The sequence below is a fragment of the Erwinia wuhanensis genome, assembly GCF_030484085.1.
Lineage (GTDB): Bacteria > Pseudomonadota > Gammaproteobacteria > Enterobacterales > Enterobacteriaceae > Erwinia > Erwinia aeris.
Window position 1 is genome coordinate 103012 of record NZ_JAUJUH010000009.1, and the last position, 23928, is coordinate 126939.

The following is a 23928-nucleotide window of genomic DNA, read 5'->3' on the forward strand; positions in this document are numbered from 1 at the left end:
TCTCCTGTTGCCCGTTATTTTTTTCGGGTGTCTACAAAGGCCATTGCCAGGCCTGTCAGCAGCCCGGTAACGTGAGCGGCGTTGGCGATCGACAGGCCGAACCAGCCCATATAGCCAATCACCAGCCAGACGATGGAAAACGCCATCAGGCCGCGCTCAAGGAAGATACCGCTGGCGGGATCCCGCTCTCCGCGCAGCCAGGCGTAGCCCATCAGCGCGTAAACCACGCCGGAAAGGCCGCCAAACAGCACGCCGCTGAACTTCGCCTGCATCCAGCCGCTGAGCAGCGCGGAGATTAGCATAATCACAAACAGCTTACCGCTGCCCAGCCGTTTTTCTATGGCGCCGCCCAGATACCACCACCAGAGCAAATTAAAGAGGATATGCACCAGTGAAAAATGCAGCAGCGCGTGGCTGAACCAGCGCCACAGCTGAAAATGCTGATCGACATCCGGCCAGGAAAGCCAGCTCAGCACGGTGCCGTCGCCGACAATCTGCATCAGGATAAACACGATGATACAGGCCGCCATTACGATCAAAGTCAGCGGCCCGGCGCGTTCACGAAGGTTAGCCATCAGCGAGGAATGACTATAGGTAATGCCGCTGTTGGTGGTGCCAGAGTGCCAGCTGGCCATCTGATAACGCGGATGATTCGGGTCGCGGATAAACTGATTAAGTTCGTTTTCGACCAGCTCCAGCTGGGCATCGTTATCCAGCCACAGCGTGTAGCGGCTGTCCTGCTCAATCCGCAGCGTGACGCCGCGCGTCGCCATATAATCCACAAAAGCCTGCGCCATGCGCTGGCTGGCAAAATCGGTAATGCGCATCATCGCCGGTAAAGTCCCTGTTGCTGAAAAATGGTTTCCTGTCTGCGGTTAGTCCGCGGCGGAATCAACCTGCTGTGGAAAAGCGGCGCGCCAGGCGTCGAAACCGCCATCAATACTGTAGGCCGCTTTGAAGCCCTGCGTCAGCAGATACTGCGCCGCGCCCTTGCTGCTGTTGCCGTGGTAGCACATCACCAGTACCGGCACAGAGAGATCGCTCTGCTGGATAAAGGTGCTGAGCGTGGTGTTAGTCAGGTGGAAAGCGCCGCTGGCGTGTCCGATAGCGTAGCTTTGCGGATCGCGGATATCGACCAGCAGGGCGTTGTCCTGGGTCAGCAAAGCCTGCGCCTGCTGCACGTTGATGCACTCAAATTGTTCCATGATCGATTCTCGAATAATGACAAGCGGCCGCTATTGTATCGCGAACAAAGCCGACAATAACCCAACGAAATGCAGGGCTATACGGCTTTTTCGTGAACAATTCTGTTACCTGCATCACGCATAAATGTTTTTATTCGGTTAAGGCTGGCATCAGTGTCGCTTTGCGATTATTATAATGCTCGAAAACGAACATTTAAGAACTATTCCGAACATCGGAGGAGATGACGTGGAAACCAAAGACTTGATCGTAATCGGCGGCGGTATCAACGGCGCTGGCATTGCAGCAGATGCTGCAGGACGCGGCCTGTCTGTGCTGATGCTGGAAGCGCAAGATTTGGCCTGCGCTACCTCTTCCGCCAGCTCTAAACTGATCCACGGCGGCCTGCGCTACCTGGAACACTACGAATTCCGCCTGGTCAGCGAAGCGCTGGCCGAGCGTGAAGTGCTGCTGAAAATGGCGCCGCATATCGCTTTCCCGATGCGCTTCCGCCTGCCGCACCGCCCGCACCTGCGTCCGGCATGGATGATCCGCGTGGGTCTGTTTATGTACGATCATCTGGGCAAACGCACCAGCCTGCCGGGCAGCAAAGGGTTGCGTTTTGAATCAGACTCGGTGCTGAAGCCGGAAATTACGCGCGGTTTCGAATATTCCGACTGCTGGGTAGACGATGCGCGCCTGGTCGTGCTCAACGCACAGGAAGTGGAAAAGCGCGGCGGCGAAGTCCGTACCCGCACCCGCGTCACTCGCGCCTGGCGTGAGAACGACCTGTGGACGGTAGAAGCAGAAGATATCGATACCGGCAAAACCCATACGTGGCAGGCTAAAGGCCTGGTCAACGCGGCTGGCCCCTGGGTGAAGCAGCTGTTTGACGACGGCCTCCAGCTGAAATCACCTTACGGTATTCGCCTGATCAAAGGCAGCCATATCGTGGTGCCGCGCGTGCATACGCAAAAGCAGGCTTATATCCTGCAAAACGAAGACAACCGTATCGTTTTTGTGATCCCGTGGATGGATGAGTTTTCCATTATCGGTACCACCGACGTGGAGTACAAAGGCGATCCGAAAAACGTGCATATCGACGAGAAAGAGACCGAGTATCTGCTGAAAGTGTTTAACAACCACTTTAAGAAGACGCTGAGCAAGGAAGATATCGTCTGGTCTTATTCCGGCGTGCGCCCGCTGTGCGATGACGAATCCGATTCGCCGCAGGCCATCACCCGCGACTACACGCTGGACGTGCGTGACGATAACGGTAAGGCGCCGCTGCTGTCGGTCTTCGGCGGCAAGCTGACCACCTACCGCAAGCTGGCTGAGCATGCGATGGAAAAGCTGTCTAAGTATTATCCGAAAGCCGGCCCGGCCTGGACGCGCAGCTGCGTGCTGCCCGGAGGCGATATCGCCGGCACGCGTGAGGATTACGCCGCCAGCCTGCGTCGCCGCTATCCGTTTATTACCGAAGCGATGGCTCGCCACTATGCCCGTACCTACGGCAGCAACACCGAGCTGTTCCTGAAACCGGCGAAAAGCCTGGACGATCTGGGCGAACGCTTTGGCCACCACTTCTACGAAGCGGAGCTGCGTTATCTGGTCGAGAAGGAATGGGTGCGCGAGCAGGACGATGCGCTGTGGCGCCGTACCAAAATGGGCATGTTCCTGAACGAGCAGGAGCGCGCACGCGTCGGTGAATGGCTGGCCCAGCACGGTAAAAAACCGGTTTTATCGCTGGCCTCATAAGGGCTGACGGCTAAAGCGGTAATACAGAGGGCGGAATTGATTTCCGCCCTTTTTGTCGTCAGGCTCAGTTCGCTATCAGAAGTAGAGCGTAGCGTTATCGATACCGCAGGCTCTGGCATAGCGCGCAAGCGTCTCCAGGCTGGCTGAAGTGATATTTTTTTCCATCCTGGAAATGGTGGGCGGCTTTATTCCCATGCGTTCAGCGACCTGTGCGCTGGTTAGCCCGGCTCTGGAACGCCATTCAAGCAACAATGCCTGTAAGCGCTCTTTTCTTTCCGCCGCTTCCCAGGCCGCACGGTACTCAGGATCGCCCATCATCTCTTCATGGATCTGTGAATGCGTTTTATATTTCACGTTTCATCTCCTCCAGACGCTGCCAGGCTAAGTCTGTTTCCGCACGCGGTGTTTTTTGCTTTTTCTTAATAAAAATGCGCAACAGATAAATTTTGCTCCCTGCCTGATATACCCATAGCCCACGAGCAATGTCGCTGCCCATTGTTCTGACCTCGTACAAACCTTTTCCGAGGGGCCTGGTATCAGGTTCACGTAACAGACGAGGGTTCTCTTCCAGCTTCCCAATTAATCTGTCCAGTTTTACCCTGACGGCTATCGGTAGCGCTTTCAGCTCCGCTTCCGCCTTGTCATGCCAGATAACGGTAAACATGCTCTCACTCCCTGAGAAATAATAGCCTTTAAGCTAATTTAGCTCAACTATGTGCGATGCGTGTTACAGACATAGCGGGAGTCAGAAAAATGAAGATCCAGAGGGAATTCCGACAGAACGGGGAGAAACTTCTTCAGGCCAACTCTCGCTGAGCTGTATAAAAATACAGCACAGCGAGTCTTCAGGTAAAGCTTTTAGTCACGGCAGAGCTTAGAGACGGATCGGCTTGATGCCCCAAATCTCATCGGCATATTCCTGAATGGTGCGATCCGACGAGAAGTAGCCCATATTGGCGATATTCAGCAGCGTTTTGCGCGTCCATTCCTCCGGATGGCGGTACAGCTTGTCCACCTTGTCCTGCGTATCCACGTAGCTGCGATAGTCCGCCAGCAGCTGATAGTGGTCGCCCAGATTCACCAGCGAATCATAAATATTACGATAGCGGCCAGGCTCCTGTGGGCTGAAGGTGCCGGTGGCGATCTGCGTCAGCGCCTGATGCAGCTCGGCGTCCTGTTCGTAGTATTTACGTGCGTTATAGCCCTGGGCGCGCAGCTCCTCGACCTGCGGCGTGGTGTTGCCGAAGATAAAGATATTCTCCTCACCGACGTGCTCCAGCATCTCGACGTTAGCGCCGTCCAGCGTCCCGATGGTCAGCGCGCCGTTCAGGGCAAATTTCATATTGCTGGTGCCGGACGCTTCCGTGCCCGCCAGAGAAATCTGCTCGGAAAGGTCGGCCGCCGGGATAATGACCTGGGCCAGGCTGACGCTGTAGTTGGGGATAAACACGACCTTCAGCTTATTTTTCACCTGCGGATCGTTGTTGATCACCTGCGCGACATCGTTGATCAAATGAATAATATGTTTTGCCATGTAGTAGGCCGACGCGGCCTTACCGGCAAAAATATTCACGCGCGGTACCCAGTCGGCATCCGGATCGGCCTTGATCCGGTTGTAGCGGGTGATCACATGCAGCACGTTCAGCAGCTGACGTTTGTACTCGTGGATACGCTTGATCTGCACGTCGAACAATGCGTGAGGATCGATAACGATATCCATTTTCTGGGCGATATGCGCCGCCAGCCGCTTTTTGTTGGTCAGCTTGGAATCGCTGATCCTTTTCAAAAAGCCAGGATAGTCGATATGCTGCTTCAGCTCGTCAAGCTGGCTTAAGTCGGTACGCCAGTTGCGGCCAATGGTGTCGTCCAATACTTCTGAAAGCGAAGGATTGGCCAGCGCCACCCAGCGACGCGGCGTCACGCCGTTAGTTTTATTGCAGAAGCGGCCAGGGAACAGCGCGGCAAAGTCGGCGAACAGCGACTGTACCATCAGGTTAGAGTGCAGTTCGGACACGCCGTTGACCTTGTGGCTGACCACGACCGCCAGCCAGGCCATCCGTACCTGACGACCGTTGTTCTCATCAATGATCGAGATGCGCGACTGCAGATCCCAGTCATCGGGATAGTAATCCTGAATCGTTTTCAGGAAGTAGTCGTTGATATCGAAAATAATTTGCAGATGGCGCGGCAGGATCCTGCCGATCATATCTACCGGCCAGGTTTCCAGCGCTTCCTGCATCAGCGTATGGTTGGTGTAGGAGAAGACCTGACAGGTCACTTCAAACGCGTCGTCCCAGCTGAACTTATGCTCGTCGATCAGCAAGCGCATCAGCTCCGGGATAGCCAGCACCGGATGGGTATCATTCAGATGGATGGCAATCTTATCCGCCAGGTTATCGAACGTCTGATGCATCACCCAGTGCCGGTTAAGAATATCCTGCACCGTGGCCGACACCAGAAAATATTCCTGGCGTAAACGCAGCTCGCGCCCGGAGTAGGTCGAATCATCCGGGTAAAGCACGCGCGAGACGTTTTCCGAGTGGTTTTTATCTTCCACCGCCGCAAAGTAGTCGCCCTGATTAAATTTCCCCAGGTTGATTTCGTTACTCGCCTGCGCGCCCCACAGGCGCAGCGTGTTGGTGGCGTCGGTATCAAAGCCCGGAATGATCTGATCATAGGCCATCGCCAGCACTTCTTCCGTTTCCAGCCAGCGGGAACGGCTGCCCTCTACCTGAATACGTCCGCCGAAGCGGACTTTGTAGCGGGTATTAAAGCGCTGGAACTCCCACGGGTTGCCGTACTCCAGCCAGTAATCCGGCGATTCCGCCTGGCGACCGTCAACGATATTCTGTTTAAACATGCCGTAATCGTAGCGGATGCCGTAGCCGCGTCCGGGCAGGCCCAGCGTGGCGAGCGAGTCCAGGAAGCAGGCGGCCAGGCGGCCCAGACCGCCATTGCCCAGCCCCGGATCGCTCTCTTCGCCGATCAGATCTTCCAGATCGAAACCCATTTCTTCCAGCGCGGCGCGCGCGTCTTCGTAAATACCCATTGCCAGCAGCGCATTGGAAAGCGTGCGGCCTACCAGGAATTCCATCGACAGATAATAGACCTGACGCACATCCTGCGACAGCTGCGCCCGGTTAAAACGCAGCCAGCGTTCCACCATCCGATCCCGCACCGCCAGCAGCGTGGCGTTCAGCCATTCATGTTTGTTGGCAACGGAAGGATCCTTGCCGATAGTGAACATCAATTTATAGGCGATGGAGTGCTTCAGTGCCTCGACGCTGAGCGTTGGGGCGGTATAGATGAAAGGTGCGTTCATATCAATTTTCCTGGGTTCTTTACAGCAGACGTTGATAGAGATCGCGGTAGGCCACGGCGGCCACCTGCCAGCTAAAATCCATTGCCATTGCCTGACGCTGTACGTAACGCCACAGCGAAGGGCGCGACCAGAGCACAAAGGCGCGGCGAATGGCACGGAGCAACGACCAGGCATTGCTGTCTTCAAAGACGAAACCGCTGGCAATGCCGTCGGCCAGGTTCTCCAGCGAGCTGTCGTTGACCGTATCGGCCAGGCCGCCGGTACGCCGCACCAGCGGCAGCGTGCCGTACTTCAGGCCGTAAAGCTGCGTCAGCCCGCAAGGCTCAAAGCGACTCGGCACCATAATCACGTCGGCGCCGCCCATGATGCGGTGCGAAAAGGCTTCGTGGTAGCCAATCTGCACGCCAACCTGACCCGGATATTCCGCGGCCGCCGCCAGGAAGCCCTGTTGCAGCACCGCGTCGCCCGCGCCCAGCAGCACCAGCTGACCGCCCTGCTCCAGCAGCCCAGGCAGCGCCTCCAACACCAGATCCAGCCCTTTCTGCTTCGTCAGGCGGCTGACCACGGCAAACACCGGGGCTTTTTCGTCAATTTTCAGCCCCATCGCAATTTGCAGCTGGCGCTTGTTCTCCTGCTTGGCGTCTAACACGTCGCGGTTATAACGCGTAGTCAGCAGCAGATCCTGCTCCGGATCCCAGATCAGCGGATCCACGCCGTTCAGGATGCCGGTCAGCCGCCCTTCCATCTGCCGCTGCTTCAGCAGATCTTCCATACCGTAACCAAATTCCGGCTGGGTGATCTCGCGCGCATAGGTCGGGCTGACCGCCGTAATATGATCGGCATAGAACAGACCAGCTTTGAGGTAGGAGATCTGTCCATAAAATTCCAGGCCGTGCATATTGAAGAAAGACCACGGCAGCTGGATTTCGTCCAGATGATGCGCGTAAAACAGCCCCTGATACGCCAGGTTGTGTACGGTGAACACGGATTTTGCCGGACGGCCTCTGGCGGCCAGATAGGCGCAGGTCAGACCGGCGTGCCAGTCGTGCGCGTGAACCACTTCCGGTCGCCAGAAGGTGTCCAGTCCGCAGGCAATTTCGCAGCCCATCCAGCCCAGCAGCGCAAAACGGAGATAGTTATCCGTATAGGCAAACTGCGATTCATCGTGATACGGACTGCCGGGGCGATCGTACAGTCCCGGCGCGTCGATCAGATAGATGCCTACGCCGTCGTACTGTCCATAAAGCAGCTCGACATAGCCGGCAAAAGTATGCAGTCGGGCGACCACTTCGGTATCCGGTATCCCTTTTTTCAAGTCCGGAAACGCCGGGATCAATACGCGAGTATCAATCCCTTGTGCAATTTGCGCCGCCGGTAATGCTCCCACAACATCAGCAAGCCCGCCCGTTTTCAGCAGCGGGAAAATTTCTGAACAGACATGTAAAACCTGCATTATCGGCTCCTTTACCTTGTTCTGACGCGTTCCTCCGCATCAAATACCTGTGCTTTATTTTTGTACTTTATGCGGTTAACTGCGCCAGCCCAGCTTCGCCAGCATGGAACGCGTCACCAGCACAATGCCTTCTTCCGAGCGGTAAAAACGGCGCGCGTCATCATCCGGATTCTCACCGATTACCGTTCCTTCGGGCAGCACGCACGCACGATCTATAACGCAGCGGCGCAGGCGACAGGAGCGCCCCACTACCACATCCGGCGACAGCACAGAGGATTCGATATTACAGAAAGAATTGATTCTTACGCGTGAAAACAAAACGGAATTCACTACCACCGAGCCGGAAATAATGCAGCCGCCCGATACCAGTGAATTCATCGTCATTCCATGACTGCCTGACCTGTCCTGCACGAATTTCGCCGGCGGCAGCGGCTCCATATGGGTACGGATAGGCCATTCACGGTCGTACATATCCAGCTCCGGCGTCACCGACGCCAGATCGAGATTGGCTTTCCAGTAAGCTTCCAGCGTGCCGACATCGCGCCAGTAAGGCGGCGCGTCTTTATCGCTTTGCACGCAGGAAAGGCTGAAGGAGTGCGCCAGCGCTTCGCCGGTCGCTACGATCTTCGGCAGAATATCTTTGCCGAAGTCATGGTTCGATTCGGGAATTTTCAGATCGTCTTCCAGCAGCTGATAAAGATAGTCGGCGTTAAAGGTATAGATGCCCATGCTCGCCAGCGCCAGGGTATCGTTACCCGGCATCGACGGCGGATCGGCCGGTTTCTCCAGGAAATCGACGACTTTGTTCTGATCGTTGACCGCCATCACGCCGAAGGCGCTGGCCTCTTCAATCGGCACCGGCAGGCAGGCAATGGTGCATTTCGCGCCGTTCTCCACGTGGTCCAGCAGCATGCGCGAGTAGTCCATTTTGTAGATATGGTCGCCGGCCAGGATCACGATATATTTCGCTTCATAGCGCCGAATAATATCCAGATTCTGCGTCACGGCATCCGCCGTGCCCCGATACCAGTGCTCGGTAGTCTGGCGCTGCTGGGCAGGGAGCAGGTCGACGAACTCGTTCATCTCCTCGTTAAAAAGCGACCAGCCTCGCTGGATATGCTGCACCAGCGTGTGCGACTGGTACTGGGTGATCACCGCAATCCGTCGGATCCCGGAGTTCAGGCAGTTTGACAGGGCAAAATCGATAATGCGGAACTTGCCGCCGAAATGGACGGCAGGCTTGGCGCGGTTGGCGGTAAGGTCTTTCAGGCGCGTGCCGCGTCCGCCCGCCAGGATCAGGGCTACAGTTTGCGACGGCAATTGTCTTGCCAACATCAGAGGGTCGTTCTTATCTAAAGTGGCCATGCCTGACTCCTGTTATGGTTGTTCCTGGAACACGCACACACCGTGCGCGGCTCCATGCCAGACAGTTAACAGAACGGGGTTGTTTTCCCCGGCGAAGGGCGGAATGGCGTGCCAGCGCCCTGGTGGCAGCGTGATGTCGCACACTTCTTCGGTGGCGTTCATCACGATCAGCCAATGCTGCGACAGCCGGATCTGCATCCTGCGTTCGCCGTGGTGCCAGGCGTCGGCAGACAGCGGCTGACCGTCTGGCCCAAGCCATTCCACGTTGCCGTCGTCAATCTGCCACCAGCGATCGGCCTGAAGCGCAGGAATGCGTTTGCGCAGGTGGATCAGGGCAGCAGTAAAAGTAAACAGTCCGCTGTTGTTGTTTTCCCAGTCGAGCCAGGTCAGCTCGTTATCCTGACAGTAGGCGTTGTTGTTGCCGTGCTGAGTGTGGCCGTGTTCGTCGCCAGCCAGCAGCATCGGCGTGCCCTGCGAGAGCAGCAGCGTGGTCAATAAGCCGTGTACGCTGCGCAAACGGTGCTCGGCTACCAGCAGCGGCGCGTTCAGCCCTTCGACGCCGTGGTTATAGCTGTAGTTGCCGTTGTGACCGTCGCGGTTATCTTCGCCGTTGGCCTCGTTGTGTTTTTCGTTAAAGCAGACCAGGTCGGTCAGGGTAAAGCCGTCGTGCGCGGTGATCAGGTTAATGCTGGCCGAAGGCAGCCGCCCTTGCTGGTTAAAGATATCGCTGGAGCCGGCGAAACGTTTGGCGAACTCAGCATTGCTGCTGTCGCCGTTCAGCCAGAAGCGCCGCATCGTGTCGCGGTACTGGTCGTTCCATTCGGCAAACGGCGGCGGAAAGTTGCCGACCTGATAGCCGTCCGGGCCGATATCCCAGGGTTCCGCAATCAGCTTGCATTGGGAGAGCAGCGGATCTTCCTGCATCGCTTCAAAAATAGAGGCGTGCGGATGGTATTCCGGCGTGCGGCCCAGCACCGTCGCCAGGTCAAAGCGGAAGCCGTCGACGTGGCAAACCTCAACCCAGTACCGCAGGCACTCCAGCGTCCAGTCCAGCACGTTAGGATGGCTGATGTTGAGCGTGTTGCCGCAGCCGGTCCAGTTTTCATACTTGCCCTGCTCGTCCAGCCAGTAGAAGCTTTTGTTATCCACGCCGCGCTTCGACAGCATCGGCCCGGTTTCATCCAGCTCGGCCGTATGGTTAAACACTACGTCCAGCACCACTTCGATGCCTGCCGCATGCAGCGCTTTCACCGCCTGCTGGAATTCATCACGCGGATGCACGCCGTTCACGCCGGAAGCGTAGCGGGAATCCAGCGCATAAGGCGCCAGCGGGTTGTAGCCCCAATAGTTGGTCAACCCAAGCCGCAGCAGACGCGGCTCGTGCGCGAAGAAGGCGACCGGCAGCAGCTCCAGCGTGGTAATGCCCAGCCGCTTGAAGTAGTCGATCATCACCGGATGACCCAGCGCGGCATAGGTGCCCTGGATTTCTTTCGGGATACCGGGATGGCGTTTGGTCAGGCCGCGTACGTGAGCCTCGTAAATAACGGTGGAGCCCCACGGCACGCGCGGCGATTTGTCGTCTTCCCAGTCGAAATCATCGGCCACGACCACGCTGCGCGGTGCAACTGCCGCGCTGTCTTTGGTATCCAAAACCTGTGGGCCGCACTGAAAACGAGGATCGTCAGTAACTTCACCGATCACTTCGCGCGCGCAGGGGTCAATCAGCAGCTTGTGTGGGTTGAAGCGATGCCCGGCTTCGGGCTGCCAGGGGCCGTGAACGCGGTAGCCATAAAGCTGGCCTGGTTTGGCGGCGGGCAGATAGCCGTGCCAGATATCGCCGGTGCGGGCGGGCAGCTCCATTCGCGTTTCAATGCCTCGCTCGTCAAACAGGCAAAGCTCTACCCGCTCGGCGTGTTGCGAAAACAGCGTAAAATTTACGCCCTTGCCGTCATAGGTCGCGCCTGTCGGCGTGGATTTACCGGGCTGCAATTGACTCATGAGGCCTCCCTGACCAGCCACACCGTAGCAAGCGGCGGCAAGGTCATACTGATTGAGTGTTCGCGGTTATGGCTCGGAATAGCCTCGCTGCTAATCGATCCCAGATTACCGACATTGCTGCCGTGATAATGCGCGGAATCGGTATTCAACACTTCCTGCCAGCTTCCCGCTTGCGTAACGCCGAAACGGTAGTCGTAGCGCGTAACAGGCGTAAAGTTGCTGACTACAATCAGTTCATTGCCTTCACGATCGCGGCGCACAAAAACAAACACCGAGTTATCAAAATCATCCACGACCAGCCACTCAAAGCCCATCTGGTCAAAATCAAGCTGATACAGCGGCGGATGCTCGCGGTAGGTATGGTTCAGGTCGCGCACCAGGCGCTGCACGCCGTTGTGCCAGTTGTCCTCGCCCTCCAGCAGATGCCAGTCCAGGCTGATATCGTGATTCCACTCTTTGCCCTGCGCGAACTCATTGCCCATAAACAGCAGCTTTTTGCCGGGGAAGCCGTACATCCAGCCGTAGTAGGCGCGCAGATTGGCGAACTTCTGCCAGACGTCGCCGGGCATCCGATCCAGAATAGAACGCTTGCCGTGCACCACTTCATCGTGCGACAGCGGTAGCACGAAATTTTCGGTGGAGTTGTAAAGCATTCCGAAGGTCAGATTGTTGTGGTGATGCTTGCGGTAGAGCGGATCTACCTGCATGTAGTCCAGGGTGTCGTGCATCCAGCCCAGGTTCCACTTGTACCAGAAGCCCAGGCCGCCCGTTTCGGACGGACGCGTGACGCCCGGAAAATCGGTGGACTCTTCCGCCACGGTCACGGTGCCGGGCGCGGCGTTGCCCAGCGTGCGGTTGGTGTAGCGCAGGAAAGCGATAGCTTCCAGGTTTTCCCGGCCGCCAAAATGGTTAGGGATCCATTCGCCTTCCGCCCGGCTGTAGTCGCGATAGATCATGGAGGCAACGGCATCCACGCGCAGGCCGTCGATGCCAAAACGTTCGATCCAGTAGAGCGCGTTGCCGGTCAGATAGTTGCTGACTTCACGACGGCCAAAGTTATAAATCAGCGTGTTCCAGTCCTGATGAAAGCCTTCGCGCGGGTCGCCGTGCTCATACAGCTCGGTGCCGTCAAATTTAGCGAGGCCGAAATCATCGGAAGGAAAATGTCCCGGCACCCAGTCCAGCAGCACGTTCAGGCCGGCCTGATGGGCAACGGCAATAAAGTTACGGAACTCGTCGCGCGTGCCGAAACGACGGGTCGGCGCATACATGCCGGTAGGCTGATAGCCCCAGCTGCCGTCAAACGGATGCTCGTTGATCGGCATCAGTTCAAGATGGGTAAAGCCCATCTCTTTGGCATAAGGCACCAGCTGCTCGGCCAGCTCTTTGTAGCTCAGCCAGTAGTTGTTATCCGTATGGCGACGCCACGATCCGAGATGCACCTCATAAATAGAGATGGGCGCGTCAAAATCGTTGGCCCGCTGGCGCGCTTCCGACATGGTGGTTTTAGGCGGAATGCCGCAAATCATCGAGGCGCTGTCCGGCCGCATCTGCGCTTCAAAAGCATACGGGTCGGATTTCAGCCGCAGCTGCCCGTTTTTATCGATGATTTCATATTTATAAAGCTGCCCCTGCACGGCGCCGGGCACAAACAGCTCCCAGACGCCACTCTCCTGACGCAGCCGCATAGGATGGCGACGGCCATCCCAGAAGTTAAAATCGCCGACCACGGAGACACGACGGGCATTAGGTGCCCATACGGAAAAGCGGGTGCCGATAACGCCGTCAATCACGTCCGAGTGCGCGCCCATGCTCTCATAGGGACGTAAGTGGGTGCCTTCCGCCAGTAGCCAGCTGTCCAGCTCTTTCAGCAGCGGCCCAAAGCGATAGGCATCATCCACCAGGTTTTGCTGACCGTGCCAGGTGACGGCCAGCTGGTAGCGGAACATATTTTTGCGGCGTGGGATCACGCCTTCGAAAAATCCCCGTGAATCAATACATTCCAGCTGAGCACATTTCCGGCCGGTATTGGTTTCGATTACCCAAACTTCGGTGGCGTCCGGCAACAGGGCGCGCACCGTCAATCCCTTTGGGGTTTGATGCATGCCGAGTAGCGAAAAGGGGTCAGCATAATGACCGGAAATTAACGCATTAATTAACCGGCGATCCGTAAGCTCTGACATGACTGTACCTGTAATGTATGGCAGGCGATCCTTTTTCAGAAAAAAACGAATGCGCTGCTCTTCATTGAGCCAAAAGCACGCTGGCGGGTACGGCCTGACATCCTGTGCAAAAAACCGCCGCAGCGTGCGACAACTTCTGTTGAATACTCAAAACGTGATCGGACGTGGCAGACAGCGCCAAACATCCCGTAATCGGGCGATACAGCTAAGCATAGCCAGGGCGCCAGTAAAGCCAGGGTCGAATGAAGAAAAAATATTGCTTTCAGATCAAACTTTCACAGATTAGTAAGCGGCATGGAAAAGCAGGGAAGCCGGAGCGATAAAATTCCCCTCAGGGAACAAATGCAGTTAAGGGGCACGGTTAACCGCTTTCACCGATCGCGACATGTTGACCGTTGATGAATGTTTAAACAGCGCAACTGTTATCGTTAATGTTGGGAAAGATATGGAAATTAAAAATGGAAAAGTAACCTTCGCGGCACGACAGGCACGACCGCGTGCAGGTGAAAGCGCCCTGCCGTTCTGGCAGGGCGAGGCGGTCTTAATCCACCAGCAGTCGTAGCATCCGGCGCAGCGGCTCGGCGGCCCCCCACAGCAGCTGGTCGCCAACGGTAAAGGCAGAAAGATACTCCGGCCCCATATTCAGCTTGCGCAGACGGCCCACAGGCGTTTTCAGCGTGCCGGTCACCGCCGCTGGCGTCAGCTCGCGCAGGGTCAGCTCACGGTCATTTGGCACCACGGTAGCCCATTCGTTATGGGCAGCCAGCAGCTGTTCGATTTCCGCCAGCGGCACATCCTTTTTCAGCTTCAGCGTAAACGCCTGGCTGTGGCAGCGCAGCGCGCCAACGCGCACGCACAGGCCGTCGACCGGAATAGTGCGCGCCGGCTGCAGGATCTTGTTGGTTTCCGCCTGGCCTTTCCACTCTTCGCGGCTCTGGCCGTTTTCCAGCTGTTTGTCGATCCACGGGATCAGGCTACCCGCCAGCGGTACGCCGAAGTTATCGGTTGGCAGCACGCCGCTGCGGCTCATCTCGGTGACTTTGCGTTCGATATCCAGGATAGCGGAGGCCGGATTTTGCAGCTCTTTCGCCACGCCGTCGTGCAGCATTCCCATCTGTGCCAGCAGCTCACGCATATGCCGCGCGCCGCCGCCGGAAGCCGCCTGGTAGGTCGCCACTGACGCCCACTCCACCAGATCCTGGGCGAACAGGCCGCCCAGCGACATCAGCATCAGACTGACGGTGCAGTTGCCGCCCGCAAAAGTTTTAATGCCTTTGTCCAGACCCTGACGAATAACGTGGTGGTTGACCGGATCCAGGATAATCAGCGCGTCGTCCTGCATACGCAGCGTGGAGGCCGCATCAATCCAGTACCCCTGCCAGCCTGCCGCACGCAGCTTTGGATAAATCTCGGTGGTGTAGTCGCCGCCCTGGCAGGTGATAATGATATCCAGCGCCTTCAGCGCGTCCAGGTCATACGCATTTTGCAGCAGGCCCGGAGACTGACCGCCAAACTGCGGCGCGGCCTGACCATGCTGAGACGTGGAGAAAAATACCGGGCGAATGACGTCAAAGTCGCGCTCTTCCGTCATCCGCTGCATCAGCACGGAACCGACCATGCCGCGCCAACCAATTAAGCCTACTGATTTCATATTGCACCTGTTTCAGGCTGGTTTGCCCGTCTGCGAGTAGCCTTGAGCCGCCCGCTGGCGAAAGGCAAACTGTCTGCGACAAAAACGCCTGACCTGTTAGAGTAAGTGATAAGAAAGAAATATGGCTATCACCTTACAAAATGCAGCAAAAGTGGCAAGTGAATTAATTCGATTAGCGCGGCTTTTTTAGCAGAGCTGCTTATAACGGAAGACCAGCCCCGGTGGAAAGAAGGAGAAACCCATGACAGAGATGATTTCGGTGACCATATTATTGCTGCTTATTATGGATCCGCTGGGCAATTTGCCGATTTTTATGTCGGTTTTAAAGCATCTGGAGCCGAAACGTCGTCGGACGGTGCTGATTAGGGAAATGCTGATCGCGCTGGCGATTATGCTGCTGTTCCTGTTTGCCGGTGAAAAAATTCTCGCGTTTCTGAACCTGCGAACGGAGACCGTCTCGATTTCCGGCGGCATTATCCTGTTTCTGATCGCTATCAAGATGATTTTCCCCTCGCACGAAAGCAACAGCAGTGGCCTGCCCGCAGGCGAAGAACCTTTTCTGGTGCCGCTGGCCATTCCGCTGGTGGCTGGCCCTTCGCTGCTGGCGACGCTAATGCTGCTGTCGCATCAGTATCCCAACAACATCGGCTACCTGGCGGGCTCGCTGCTGATCGCCTGGGGCGCTACGGTGGCGATCCTGCTCTTTTCGGGGCTGTTTTTACGGCTGCTGGGCGAAAAAGGCGTTAACGCGCTGGAGCGTCTGATGGGCCTGATCCTGATTATGCTGGCCACACAGATGTTCCTGGACGGGATCCGCGCTTATCTGAAGCTCTGATTGGGACACAACCACTATGTGAAATGTTTTGCCGCTTCTGTCGGGCGGCATTGCGCCTTTACCCCCTGAACAGGGCATCAGTTATTCGGTAGTACAGTAACAAACGCTGTCTGTACTCTCTGAAGGTCTGTATAATTTTCAGGCGAATTTATTAACTGACAGCGGATAAGATAAGTCCAAAGGATTGGCAATGATGAAAATTACGGTACAGCCTTTTAAGCTGCCGATGCGTACCCGAAACGTCTGCTATATCGCTACGGTTGAAAAAAGAGCGGATAAGACAGAGGAATACATTATTGATATAGAACGCCTGCCCAGTCAGTTTCATGAAATTTTCGCAGGTGACTATTCTCCTCACACCCTTCAAAACGATTTTTATCTCTTCAATTTTTACACGTTAGAAGCAGTCATGACCGATTCCCCTCTATTTTCGCCGGGTAAAGAAATGAATTTTTCCTGGCTCGAGCTGAAAGAATTTATGTTAAAAGCAGTGGGCGGAGCAATCACGGATTTTGTTGCTAAATACGCGCCGCAGGCCGTGGTAGCTATTCCCGTCCGGCCCGGGCTTGGCAAGCTATATGACGAAGTACTGAGTGAAAATGAACAAAATTCAGGCTATCATTACGTCTCAAAATACAGGGAATGGGGGACCTATGTCATTGAAACCTGATTGTGAAACCGGGCATTCAGCACACGGGTTAACTCGTGAAGAGGTAATGCGTATGGCTCGACAGCATAAAACCCAGCGAGCAATCGAACTTTCATCTGCCATTCGTGAAGCTGGCGGGATCGGAAATCTGGGAGCACCGTTGCCGGATGCGATGTTACGCCGCTCGGTTCAGAAGTAATTCAGAAGCCGTTGCCTGCATAACAATCAATCGCGACTGTCAAAGAGTGGCTGCTGACGGCAAGATTTTACTGTTTGGGATCGGTCTGGTCGTGGCGTCCGCAGAGCCAACGACGCCGGCTATTCTCGTGGGATGGTTGCCTTATTAGTTATTGCGCCCTACCTGCTGTTCCCCTTTCTGATTTTTCCTCCTTCAGCAAAAGAAAAAGGCGAGCGGCGCTAAGCCGCCCGCCGATCAATACATTAAGAAAGCAGCGCAAAGGCGATCATACCCACGATAGCGCCGGTAGTGCCGAGGATGGTTTCCATCATCGTCCAGGTCTTCAGCGTCTGCCCTTCGGTTGCGCCGGTAAAACGGCCGAACAGCCAGAAGCCCGCGTCGTTAACGTGGCTGAAAATGATCGAACCGCCCGCGATACAGATGGATAATGCCGCCATCTGCGCGCCGGAATAATGCAGCGGTTCAATTACCGGCATAATCAGTCCTACCGCCGTCAGACAGGCGACCGTTGCGGAGCCCTGAATGATGCGCACCGCGCCCGCCAGGATAAAGCAGGCCAGCGCCACCGGTAGGCCCGCGCCGGTCAGCGCATGCCCCAACGCCGGGCCAACGCCCGAATCCACCAGCACCTGCTTAAAGACGCCGCCCGCGCCAATCACCAGCAGAATGATACCCGCCGGCTGCAACGCGCTGCCGCAAATCTGCATCACCCGCTCTTTATCCATCCCCTGACGATACGCCAGGCCATAAATAGCCAGCAAACAGGCGAGCAGAATGGCGATAAACGGATGGCCGATAAATTCCAGCCACTCATAGAGCGAAGTGCCTTCGGTCGCAAAGCGCGCGCCGATGGTTTTCAGCCCGACCAGCACCAGCGGAAACAGGATCAGTGACAGGCTGAAGCCGAACGAGGGCAGCTTGCTCTCATCAAACTCAGGATGGTTGTCCTCTGTCGGCAGCGTAAATTCCACGTGTCGGCTGATAAAGTTGCCGAACAGCGGGCCGGCGATCAGCATGCTGGGGATCGCCGCGCAGACGCCGAGCAGGATCATCCAGCCGAAATCGACGTGCATCTGCGAAGCCAGCAGCATCGGCGCCGGGCCGGGCAGCAAAAACGCCGCCGCCGCCGCCACGCCAGCAAACAGCGGGATAACCAGCTTGACCAGGTTGTCGCCGGTGCGGCGCGCCACGGCGAAGGCGATGCTGATCAGCAGCACCACCGCCACCTCAAAGAACAGCGGCAGCGCGCAGATCAGCCCGGCGATGCCCATCGCGTAATGCGCGCGGCTTTCACCAAACGTTTTCAGCATCTTGATCGCTATTTGATCGACCGCGCCGGTTTCGTGCAGAATTTTACCGAACATCGCACCCAGCGCGACGACCACGGCCAGGAAGCCCAGCGTGCCGCCCATGCCTTTTTGCATGGTGGCGGCAATGTCATCCAGCGGCATTCCGGAGAAGATCCCGGCGCCGACAGAGACCAGCATCAGCGCCAGAAAGGCGTGCATCCGCGCTTTCATCACGAGGAACAGCAGCAGCAGGACAGAGCCTGCCGCGGTTAATACCAGTGTTGCAGTTGCCATGACACCCTACTTATTTATCGCACCTTCGATGGTGGCGATAGTGGTAGCCACAACTTCATCCAGCGTCTGGTTGATATCCACGACCAGCACGTCGCGCTCGTCGCTGCCCGGCTCCTCCAGCGTTTCAAACTGCGTGACCAGCATCTGCGGCTTGAAGAAGTGCCCTTTACGCGCGCGCAGACGGCCCTCAATGGTATCGAAATCGCCCTTCATATAGATGAACGACAGGTTGTCATTGCCCTCGCGCAGAATGTCGCGGTAGCTCTTTTTCAGCGAGGAACAAACGATCAGCGAAACCTGATTGGTACGCTGCATAGCAAACGCGGCGTCGTTAATCGCCTTCAGCCAGGGACGGCGGTCGTCGTCGTTCAGGGGATGACCGTCCGCCATCTTTTGAATATTGCTGCGAGGATGCAGGAAATCGCCATCCAGGAAGGCCGCTTTCAGATGATAAGCGACGGCATTGGCAACGGCCGATTTGCCGCTGCCGGATACGCCCATCAGCACAAATACATGATTGGACGGAAAAGAGTTGTTCATTGTTTTACTCCGGCGAAGATGTCAGGGACCTGCCCATTATTGTTAGCGTTATGTTGTTATCGGTAACATTGTCTGGACGCCCGTGAAGTATGGCAACAGCCAGAGCGGAAAAAGCTGGTAAATGTGAGATGGTTCAAAAAAATGACAGATTAGGAGTGGCTGCGGCACAAAGGGACAAAGAACCGGGCAGATCGGCTCTATGGGATCAAACAGAGCCGACGGGATCGGCTCTATGGAATCAAATACTGCCGCCTTCAGAAATCGTAAAGCCGACGTCGATCTGCTGCGATCCGGTTTGCTCGCCGCGAATGCGCGCCAGCAGGAGCGAGGCGGAAACCTGCCCCATTTTTTCACGCGGCGTCAGCACGGTGGCCAGCTCTGGCGTGACCACCTGGGTGATGTCGTGGCCGTGGAAGCCCGCGATAGCAATATCCTGCGGCACGCGCAGCCCCTGCCGCTGGCATTCAAACATGGCGCCTATCGCTAAATCATCGTTGGTGCAAAACAGACTGTCTGTATCAGGATAGCGCTGCTGCGCCGCCAGCATCAGCGTGCCGCCCATCGAAAAAGAAGAGGCTTCTTCCATCATGATGCTGCGCGGCTCCAGGTTCGCTTCGCGCATCGCCTGTTCATAACCCTGATGCTTCAGCAAAGTACGTTCGTCCAGCCTCGCCCCCAGATAAACCGTGCGGCGATGTCCCTTGCGCAGGATAGCGTGGGTCATCTGCCGCGCCGCCTCGACGTTATCAAACCCTACCGCCAGATCCAGGCAAGGCGAAACGCAGTCCATCATCTCCAGCACCGGGATCCCTGCGGTTTCGATCATCCGCAGGCTGGCTGGCGTGTGGGTGCGTTCGGTCAGGATCAGCCCGTCGATATTCCAGCCCAGCAGCGAGCGCATCTGTAGCTCTTCTTTTTCCGCGCTGTAGCCAAAATGGCCCAGCATGGTCTGATAACCTGCCGCATCGGTTACGGCTTCGATGCCGCGCAGCACGTCGGCGAAAACCTGGTTGGTAAGAGAAGGCAGCAGCACGCCGATCGCCCGGCTGGTGGCGTTAGATAAAATATCGGGCGCGCGGTTAGGGATATAGCCCAGCTCATCGAGCGCGGCGGCAATACGGCTTTGCAAGGCAACGGAAACCTGATCGGGATTGCGCAGATAGCGGCTGACGGTCATCTTGGTGATGCCCACACGATCGGCAACGTCCTGTAGCACCGGTCTTTTCTTCTTCATTATTTTCAGGGAGTCAGAGGGTGGATCGCTTGAGTGTAACAAAATTGGCGGGAAAACGGTGAAGGGCGCGGCAGGCCGCGCCCAAAGTGTGATCTTAAACCGGCGGCAGATCGAACAGCAGGATTTCGGCGTCGCTGGCGGCTTCCAGGCTCAGCGAAGCTTCATCCCAGATAGCGAAAGCGTCGCTGGTGCCCGCTTTTTCGCCGTTGACCGTGACGTCGCCTTTCACCACCTGGATCCAGATACGACGGTTCGGCTCAACCTGTACGGTATCCTGCTCGCCCTGCTTCAGCACCCAGCGGGAAAGCGTCATATCCTGATAAACTTTCAGCGAGCCTTCACGCGCATCCGGCGACAGCACCAGCTGGCGGCCCTGAACATCCGCGAAACGACGCTGATCGTAACGTGGCGTGATGCCCGTTCTTTCCGGAATAATCCAGATCTGATACAGGTGCAGCGGCACGTCTTTGCTGGCGTTGTACTCAGAGTGACGCACGCCGGTGCCGGCGCTCATAATCTGGAACTCACCCGCCGGGATCTGCTCCTTATTGCCCATGCTGTCTTCATGCTCAACGGTACCGGAAAGCACATACGTCAGGATTTCCATATCTTTATGGGGATGAGTGCCGAAGCCCTGGCCGCCATCAATAACATCTTCGTTAATCACTCGCAGCGCCGAGAAGCCCATAAAGTTGGCGTCGTAGTAGTTAGCGAAAGAAAACGTGTGCCAGCTGTCCAGCCAGCCGTGGTTAGCGTGACCGCGTTCTTGTGCTTTGCGTAAGTAAATCATGTTCAATCCTCCTCAACGTTTTCACATAGTCTGGACCTGTGCTGACCGGGAAGATAGCGGAGAAAATTGTCTCCTCTGTTCAAATTATTCGATGAAATTAACAGGCGTCTTTCAGACCGTTTGCGCAAGCAGATAAGAAGGGAGAAAACGGAGGTTGCCGCCGGGCAGGCAAAAAAAAAGCCAGCACCCGAGCTGGCTAAATAATATTGGAAGCAATGTGAGCAATGTCGTGCCTTCCCGACCGGTCCGTGAAGCCCAAGTCAAAAACGCATGACAATAATAATCATTATCATTCGCACTTGTAAAGCCTCTGCGGCATTTTTTTCGCTTGCTTTTGCGCCAGAATCCCCTGAATTTAAGCAGGAAATAACCAAAAGGAGCGAGAGAATGAGTGAGATAGTGATAAGACACGCCGTCGTTGAAGACGCTGCCGCGCTGCATCGTATTGTCAGCCAGCCGGAAACCTACACCGACACGCTACAGCTTCCTCATCCCTCGCTTCAGCTTGTTCAGGAACGTCTACAGAAACTTCAGCCCGGCATGCAGCGGCTGGTCGCCTGCGTTGATGGACAGGTGGTCGGCGACTTATATCTGGAGGTTAACGGCCGCGCGCGTCGGCGGCATACCGCGACTTTTGGACTCTGCGTCGATTATCACTACCGTGGTCGCGGCGTGGCCTCCGCATTGATGCAGGAGATGGTCAGCCTGTGCGATAGCTGGCTGAGCGTCGAGCGCATTGAGCTAACGGTATTTGCCGACAACGACACGGCGGTAAGATTGTATCAGCGGTTTGGTTTTGAAACGGAAGGCGTGGCGCGACGCTATGCCGTACGCAACGGCAAACAGGTGGATGCGCTCTATATGGCGCGTTTGCGCGCCGCTTAAAACACAGGGGCGATAAAATATCGCCCCTTCTCGTTAATAACCTGCCGTCAGATCGTCAACAGAGCGAGGATCGGAAGCGCCATACAGGGTGCCGTCCGGGCCGATCATAATGCTCTGCGTGCTGCCCATCGCAGGCAGTACCTTAACGTGCTGCCCTTTTGCCTCCAGCAGCTTCAGCGTATCCGGGCTGAAGCCTTTCTCCACGCGCAGCTGATCCGGCAACCACTGATGATGAAAGCGCGGCGCGTTGGTCGCTTCCGCCACGTTCATACCGAAATCGATGCTGTTAACGACCATTTGCAGCACGGTTGTAATAATACGGCTGCCGCCCGGACTGCCCGTCACCAGCCAGGTTTTGCCGTCTTTGGCGACGATGGTCGGCGACATGGAAGAGAGCGGCCTTTTGTAAGGCTGCACCGCATTTGCCTCGCCGCCGACCAGACCATAAATATTCGGCGTGCCCGGCTTGGCGGAAAAATCGTCCATTTCGTTGTTGAGCAAAATGCCGCTCTTGCCCGCCACGATCCCGCTGCCAAAATAGGTGTTCAGCGTATAGGTCACCGCGACCGCATTGCCCTGCTTGTCCACCACGGAAAAATGCGTGGTCTGGTTGCTCTCATAAGGCGCCAGCTTGCCGGGTTTAATCTCTGTCGAAGGCAGCGCTTTGTTCACGTCAATCTGCTGCGCCAGCGATTTTGCATAGGCTTTGCTGGTCAGCGCCTGCCACGGCACTTTCACAAAATCAGGATCGCCCAGATACTCAGAACGATCGGCATAGGCATGTTTTTCCGCTTCCGCCATCACCTGCATGGCGTCGGCGCTGCCAAAGCCCATTTTCGCCAGATCGAAGTTTTCCAGGATATTGAGGATTTCCACAATATGGATCCCGCCGGAAGAAGGCGGTGGCATAGAAAAGACTTCATAACCGCGATAGGTGCCGCTGATGGGCTTACGCTCGATCGCTTTGTAATTGGCCAGATCCGCTTTGCCGATCAGGCCGCCGTTCGCCGCCATTTCCGCGGCGATTTCCGAGGCGATCTCCCCTTTATAGAAAGCGTCCGGGCCTTGCGTCGCAATCAGCCGCAGGCTACGGGCAAGATTATGCTGCACCAGCTTTTCGCCGCGCGCGTAGGGCTGGCCGTCTGCTTTATAAAAAACGGCTTTACTGTTGGGGTGCGTAATCAGCACTTCTTTGCCGTACACTTTCAAATCATCAGCCAGCGCTTCGTTAACCACGATGCCTTTTTCCGCCAGCCTGATGGCCGGTGCGATCAGCTGCGCCAGCGGCAACGTGCCGTACTCTTTATTCGCCAGCGCGAAACCGGCCACGGTGCCCGGCACGCCGGAAGCCAGATGGGAGGTCAGCGACTTTTTACCGTCGGCGTTGCCCTGGGCGTCTAAAAACATATCGCGACTGGCTTTAATCGGTGCCATTTCACGAAAATCGATGGCGGTAGCATGGCCGGAAGCGGTGCGGATTAGCATAAAACCGCCGCCGCCAAGGTTACCGGCCTGCGGATGCGTGACGGCCAGCGCATAGCCGACGGCGATGGCGGCATCTACCGCATTGCCGCCGCGTTTCAGCACGTCCACGCCTGCCTGGGTGGCGAGCGCATCTACCGAGGCGACCATGCCGTGCTGCTCTTTTACCGGATGGAAAGTATCGGCGTCCACGCCGTACGAGATTGGCGGCGCGGTGGGCGCTGCCGTCGCGCCCTGCCAGAAAATCAGTCCTGCTATCAGCGATGCTGCCAGCGTCACTCTGCCCTGCCCCATATTCACCTCTTATTAGAATTATTTACGTTTGTTTACCGTCTCTAACTATGCACAAAACAAGCGAAAAGGCGAGAAAACCTACAAATTCAGACTGGCCCTCAGGCCAGAACAGCGCGGCTGACATACACTGGATAGACAGCTTAGGGAGGTATTTGATGAAATGGTTACTCGTGTGTGCCGCGCTGCTGCCGTTAAGCGGCATGGCCAATATGCTAAATAATAATCAGCCTAACCAGCCGGGCTATAACCCCAGTTCGCAGCGGATGCAGCAGCAGATGCAGACGCAGCAGGTTCAGCAACAGCGGAAACTGCAGCAGGATCAGCAGCAGCAAAGCCAGCAGCTACAGCGAAAGGTGCAGGATCAGCGTAACAGCGCTTCCCAGCGCGTGTTGCAGACGCAGCCCGGCAGCACTACTCAGCCGTCGGTGCAGCAGAATACAAATTAAGGTCAGGCCAACAGCCGGATTGCCCCAGTTGGACGATCCGGCGATATCAATCACCGCCCGGTAGCATTACTCAGCCGTT

At 56.4% G+C, this 23928-nt stretch carries 21 protein-coding genes; 6 read left to right on the plus strand and 15 right to left on the minus strand.

The features are described from left to right. Positions 1-14 precede the first annotated feature (14 nt). Entirely contained in the window at positions 15-827 is an 813-nt protein-coding gene (gene glpG / locus QZH36_RS19385) for a rhomboid family intramembrane serine protease GlpG (RefSeq protein ID WP_253461197.1), read from the minus strand. A 48-nt stretch (positions 828-875) separates the two neighbouring features. Then, a complete protein-coding gene (gene glpE / locus QZH36_RS19390; RefSeq protein ID WP_253457575.1) occupies positions 876-1205 on the minus strand; it encodes a thiosulfate sulfurtransferase GlpE in 330 nt (109 codons plus the stop codon). Positions 1206-1431: 226 nt separating this feature from the next. Between glpE and glpD the strand changes: the two genes are divergently transcribed. Further along, entirely contained in the window at positions 1432-2940 is a 1509-nt protein-coding gene (gene glpD / locus QZH36_RS19395; protein WP_301730910.1) for a glycerol-3-phosphate dehydrogenase, read from the plus strand. Positions 2941-3015: 75 nt separating this feature from the next. On the opposite strand, the gene QZH36_RS19400 is transcribed toward glpD, so the two are convergent. The 7 genes from QZH36_RS19400 to glgB all read right to left on the minus strand — a co-directional run bounded on the left by QZH36_RS19400 (position 3016) and on the right by glgB (position 13261). Then, entirely contained in the window at positions 3016-3294 is a 279-nt protein-coding gene (locus tag QZH36_RS19400; protein ID WP_301730911.1) for a helix-turn-helix domain-containing protein, read from the minus strand. Further along, the gene (locus tag QZH36_RS19405; RefSeq protein ID WP_301730912.1) at positions 3284-3604 is read right to left on the minus strand and encodes a type II toxin-antitoxin system RelE/ParE family toxin; all 321 of its coding nucleotides are present in this window, start codon (positions 3602-3604) and stop codon (positions 3284-3286) included. Before QZH36_RS19405 ends, QZH36_RS19400 begins: the two co-directional genes overlap by 11 nt. A gap of 210 nt (positions 3605-3814) precedes the next feature. Continuing rightward, positions 3815-6262, minus strand: coding sequence for a glycogen phosphorylase (gene glgP, locus QZH36_RS19410; RefSeq protein ID WP_301730913.1), 2448 nt, complete (start codon positions 6260-6262; stop codon positions 3815-3817). Between the two features lie 19 nt (positions 6263-6281). Then, on the minus strand, positions 6282-7715 hold the full coding sequence (gene glgA / locus QZH36_RS19415; RefSeq protein WP_125289905.1) for a glycogen synthase GlgA: 1434 nt from the start codon (positions 7713-7715) through the stop codon (positions 6282-6284). Positions 7716-7790: 75 nt separating this feature from the next. Next, positions 7791-9080 (minus strand): glucose-1-phosphate adenylyltransferase, encoded by a 1290-nt coding sequence (glgC, locus tag QZH36_RS19420; RefSeq protein ID WP_253457562.1) that lies wholly within the window; start codon positions 9078-9080, stop codon positions 7791-7793. A 12-nt stretch (positions 9081-9092) separates the two neighbouring features. Next, positions 9093-11078, minus strand: coding sequence for a glycogen debranching protein GlgX (glgX, locus tag QZH36_RS19425; protein WP_301730914.1), 1986 nt, complete (start codon positions 11076-11078; stop codon positions 9093-9095). Beyond that, positions 11075-13261: a 1,4-alpha-glucan branching enzyme gene (gene glgB / locus QZH36_RS19430; RefSeq protein WP_253457556.1), complete on the minus strand. Its 2187-nt coding sequence runs from the start codon at positions 13259-13261 to the stop codon at positions 11075-11077. Before glgB ends, glgX begins: the two co-directional genes overlap by 4 nt. A 385-nt stretch (positions 13262-13646) precedes the next feature. Here glgB and QZH36_RS19435 point away from each other — a divergent pair, with 385 nt between their 5' ends. After that, a complete protein-coding gene (locus QZH36_RS19435) occupies positions 13647-13823 on the plus strand; it encodes a hypothetical protein (protein ID WP_253457553.1) in 177 nt (58 codons plus the stop codon). Here the strand turns inward: QZH36_RS19435 and asd are convergent. Next, the gene (asd, locus tag QZH36_RS19440; protein WP_253457550.1) at positions 13803-14912 is read right to left on the minus strand and encodes an aspartate-semialdehyde dehydrogenase; all 1110 of its coding nucleotides are present in this window, start codon (positions 14910-14912) and stop codon (positions 13803-13805) included. The two genes, QZH36_RS19435 and asd, sit on opposite strands and share 21 nt — an antisense overlap. 241 nt (positions 14913-15153) lie before the next feature. Here asd and QZH36_RS19445 point away from each other — a divergent pair, with 241 nt between their 5' ends. Both QZH36_RS19445 and QZH36_RS19450 read left to right on the plus strand, forming a co-directional pair. Then, positions 15154-15747: a YhgN family NAAT transporter gene (locus tag QZH36_RS19445; protein WP_125289910.1), complete on the plus strand. Its 594-nt coding sequence runs from the start codon at positions 15154-15156 to the stop codon at positions 15745-15747. Between the two features lie 190 nt (positions 15748-15937). After that, complete coding sequence (locus QZH36_RS19450) at positions 15938-16417, plus strand: hypothetical protein (RefSeq protein WP_301730915.1); 480 nt, start codon at positions 15938-15940, stop codon at positions 16415-16417. A gap of 420 nt (positions 16418-16837) precedes the next feature. Here QZH36_RS19450 and gntU read toward each other — a convergent pair whose 3' ends face one another. From gntU to QZH36_RS19470, 4 genes are all read right to left on the minus strand, one after another. After that, positions 16838-18178 (minus strand): gluconate transporter, encoded by a 1341-nt coding sequence (gene gntU / locus QZH36_RS19455; RefSeq protein ID WP_125289912.1) that lies wholly within the window; start codon positions 18176-18178, stop codon positions 16838-16840. A 6-nt stretch (positions 18179-18184) separates the two neighbouring features. Further along, a complete protein-coding gene (gntK, locus tag QZH36_RS19460) occupies positions 18185-18718 on the minus strand; it encodes a gluconokinase (protein WP_253457545.1) in 534 nt (177 codons plus the stop codon). 238 nt (positions 18719-18956) lie between these two features. After that, on the minus strand, positions 18957-19952 hold the full coding sequence (gene gntR / locus QZH36_RS19465; RefSeq protein ID WP_253457542.1) for a gluconate operon transcriptional repressor GntR: 996 nt from the start codon (positions 19950-19952) through the stop codon (positions 18957-18959). 94 nt (positions 19953-20046) lie between these two features. Then, entirely contained in the window at positions 20047-20742 is a 696-nt protein-coding gene (locus tag QZH36_RS19470) for a pirin family protein (RefSeq protein ID WP_253457539.1), read from the minus strand. 387 nt (positions 20743-21129) lie between these two features. Between QZH36_RS19470 and QZH36_RS19475 the strand changes: the two genes are divergently transcribed. Next, entirely contained in the window at positions 21130-21627 is a 498-nt protein-coding gene (locus QZH36_RS19475; protein ID WP_301730916.1) for a GNAT family N-acetyltransferase, read from the plus strand. 33 nt (positions 21628-21660) lie between these two features. On the opposite strand, the gene ggt is transcribed toward QZH36_RS19475, so the two are convergent. Then, positions 21661-23403 (minus strand): gamma-glutamyltransferase, encoded by a 1743-nt coding sequence (gene ggt, locus QZH36_RS19480; protein ID WP_301730917.1) that lies wholly within the window; start codon positions 23401-23403, stop codon positions 21661-21663. Positions 23404-23558: 155 nt separating this feature from the next. Between ggt and QZH36_RS19485 the strand changes: the two genes are divergently transcribed. After that, positions 23559-23849: a DUF2756 domain-containing protein gene (locus QZH36_RS19485; RefSeq protein ID WP_253457530.1), complete on the plus strand. Its 291-nt coding sequence runs from the start codon at positions 23559-23561 to the stop codon at positions 23847-23849. Positions 23850-23928: the final 79 nt, after the last annotated feature.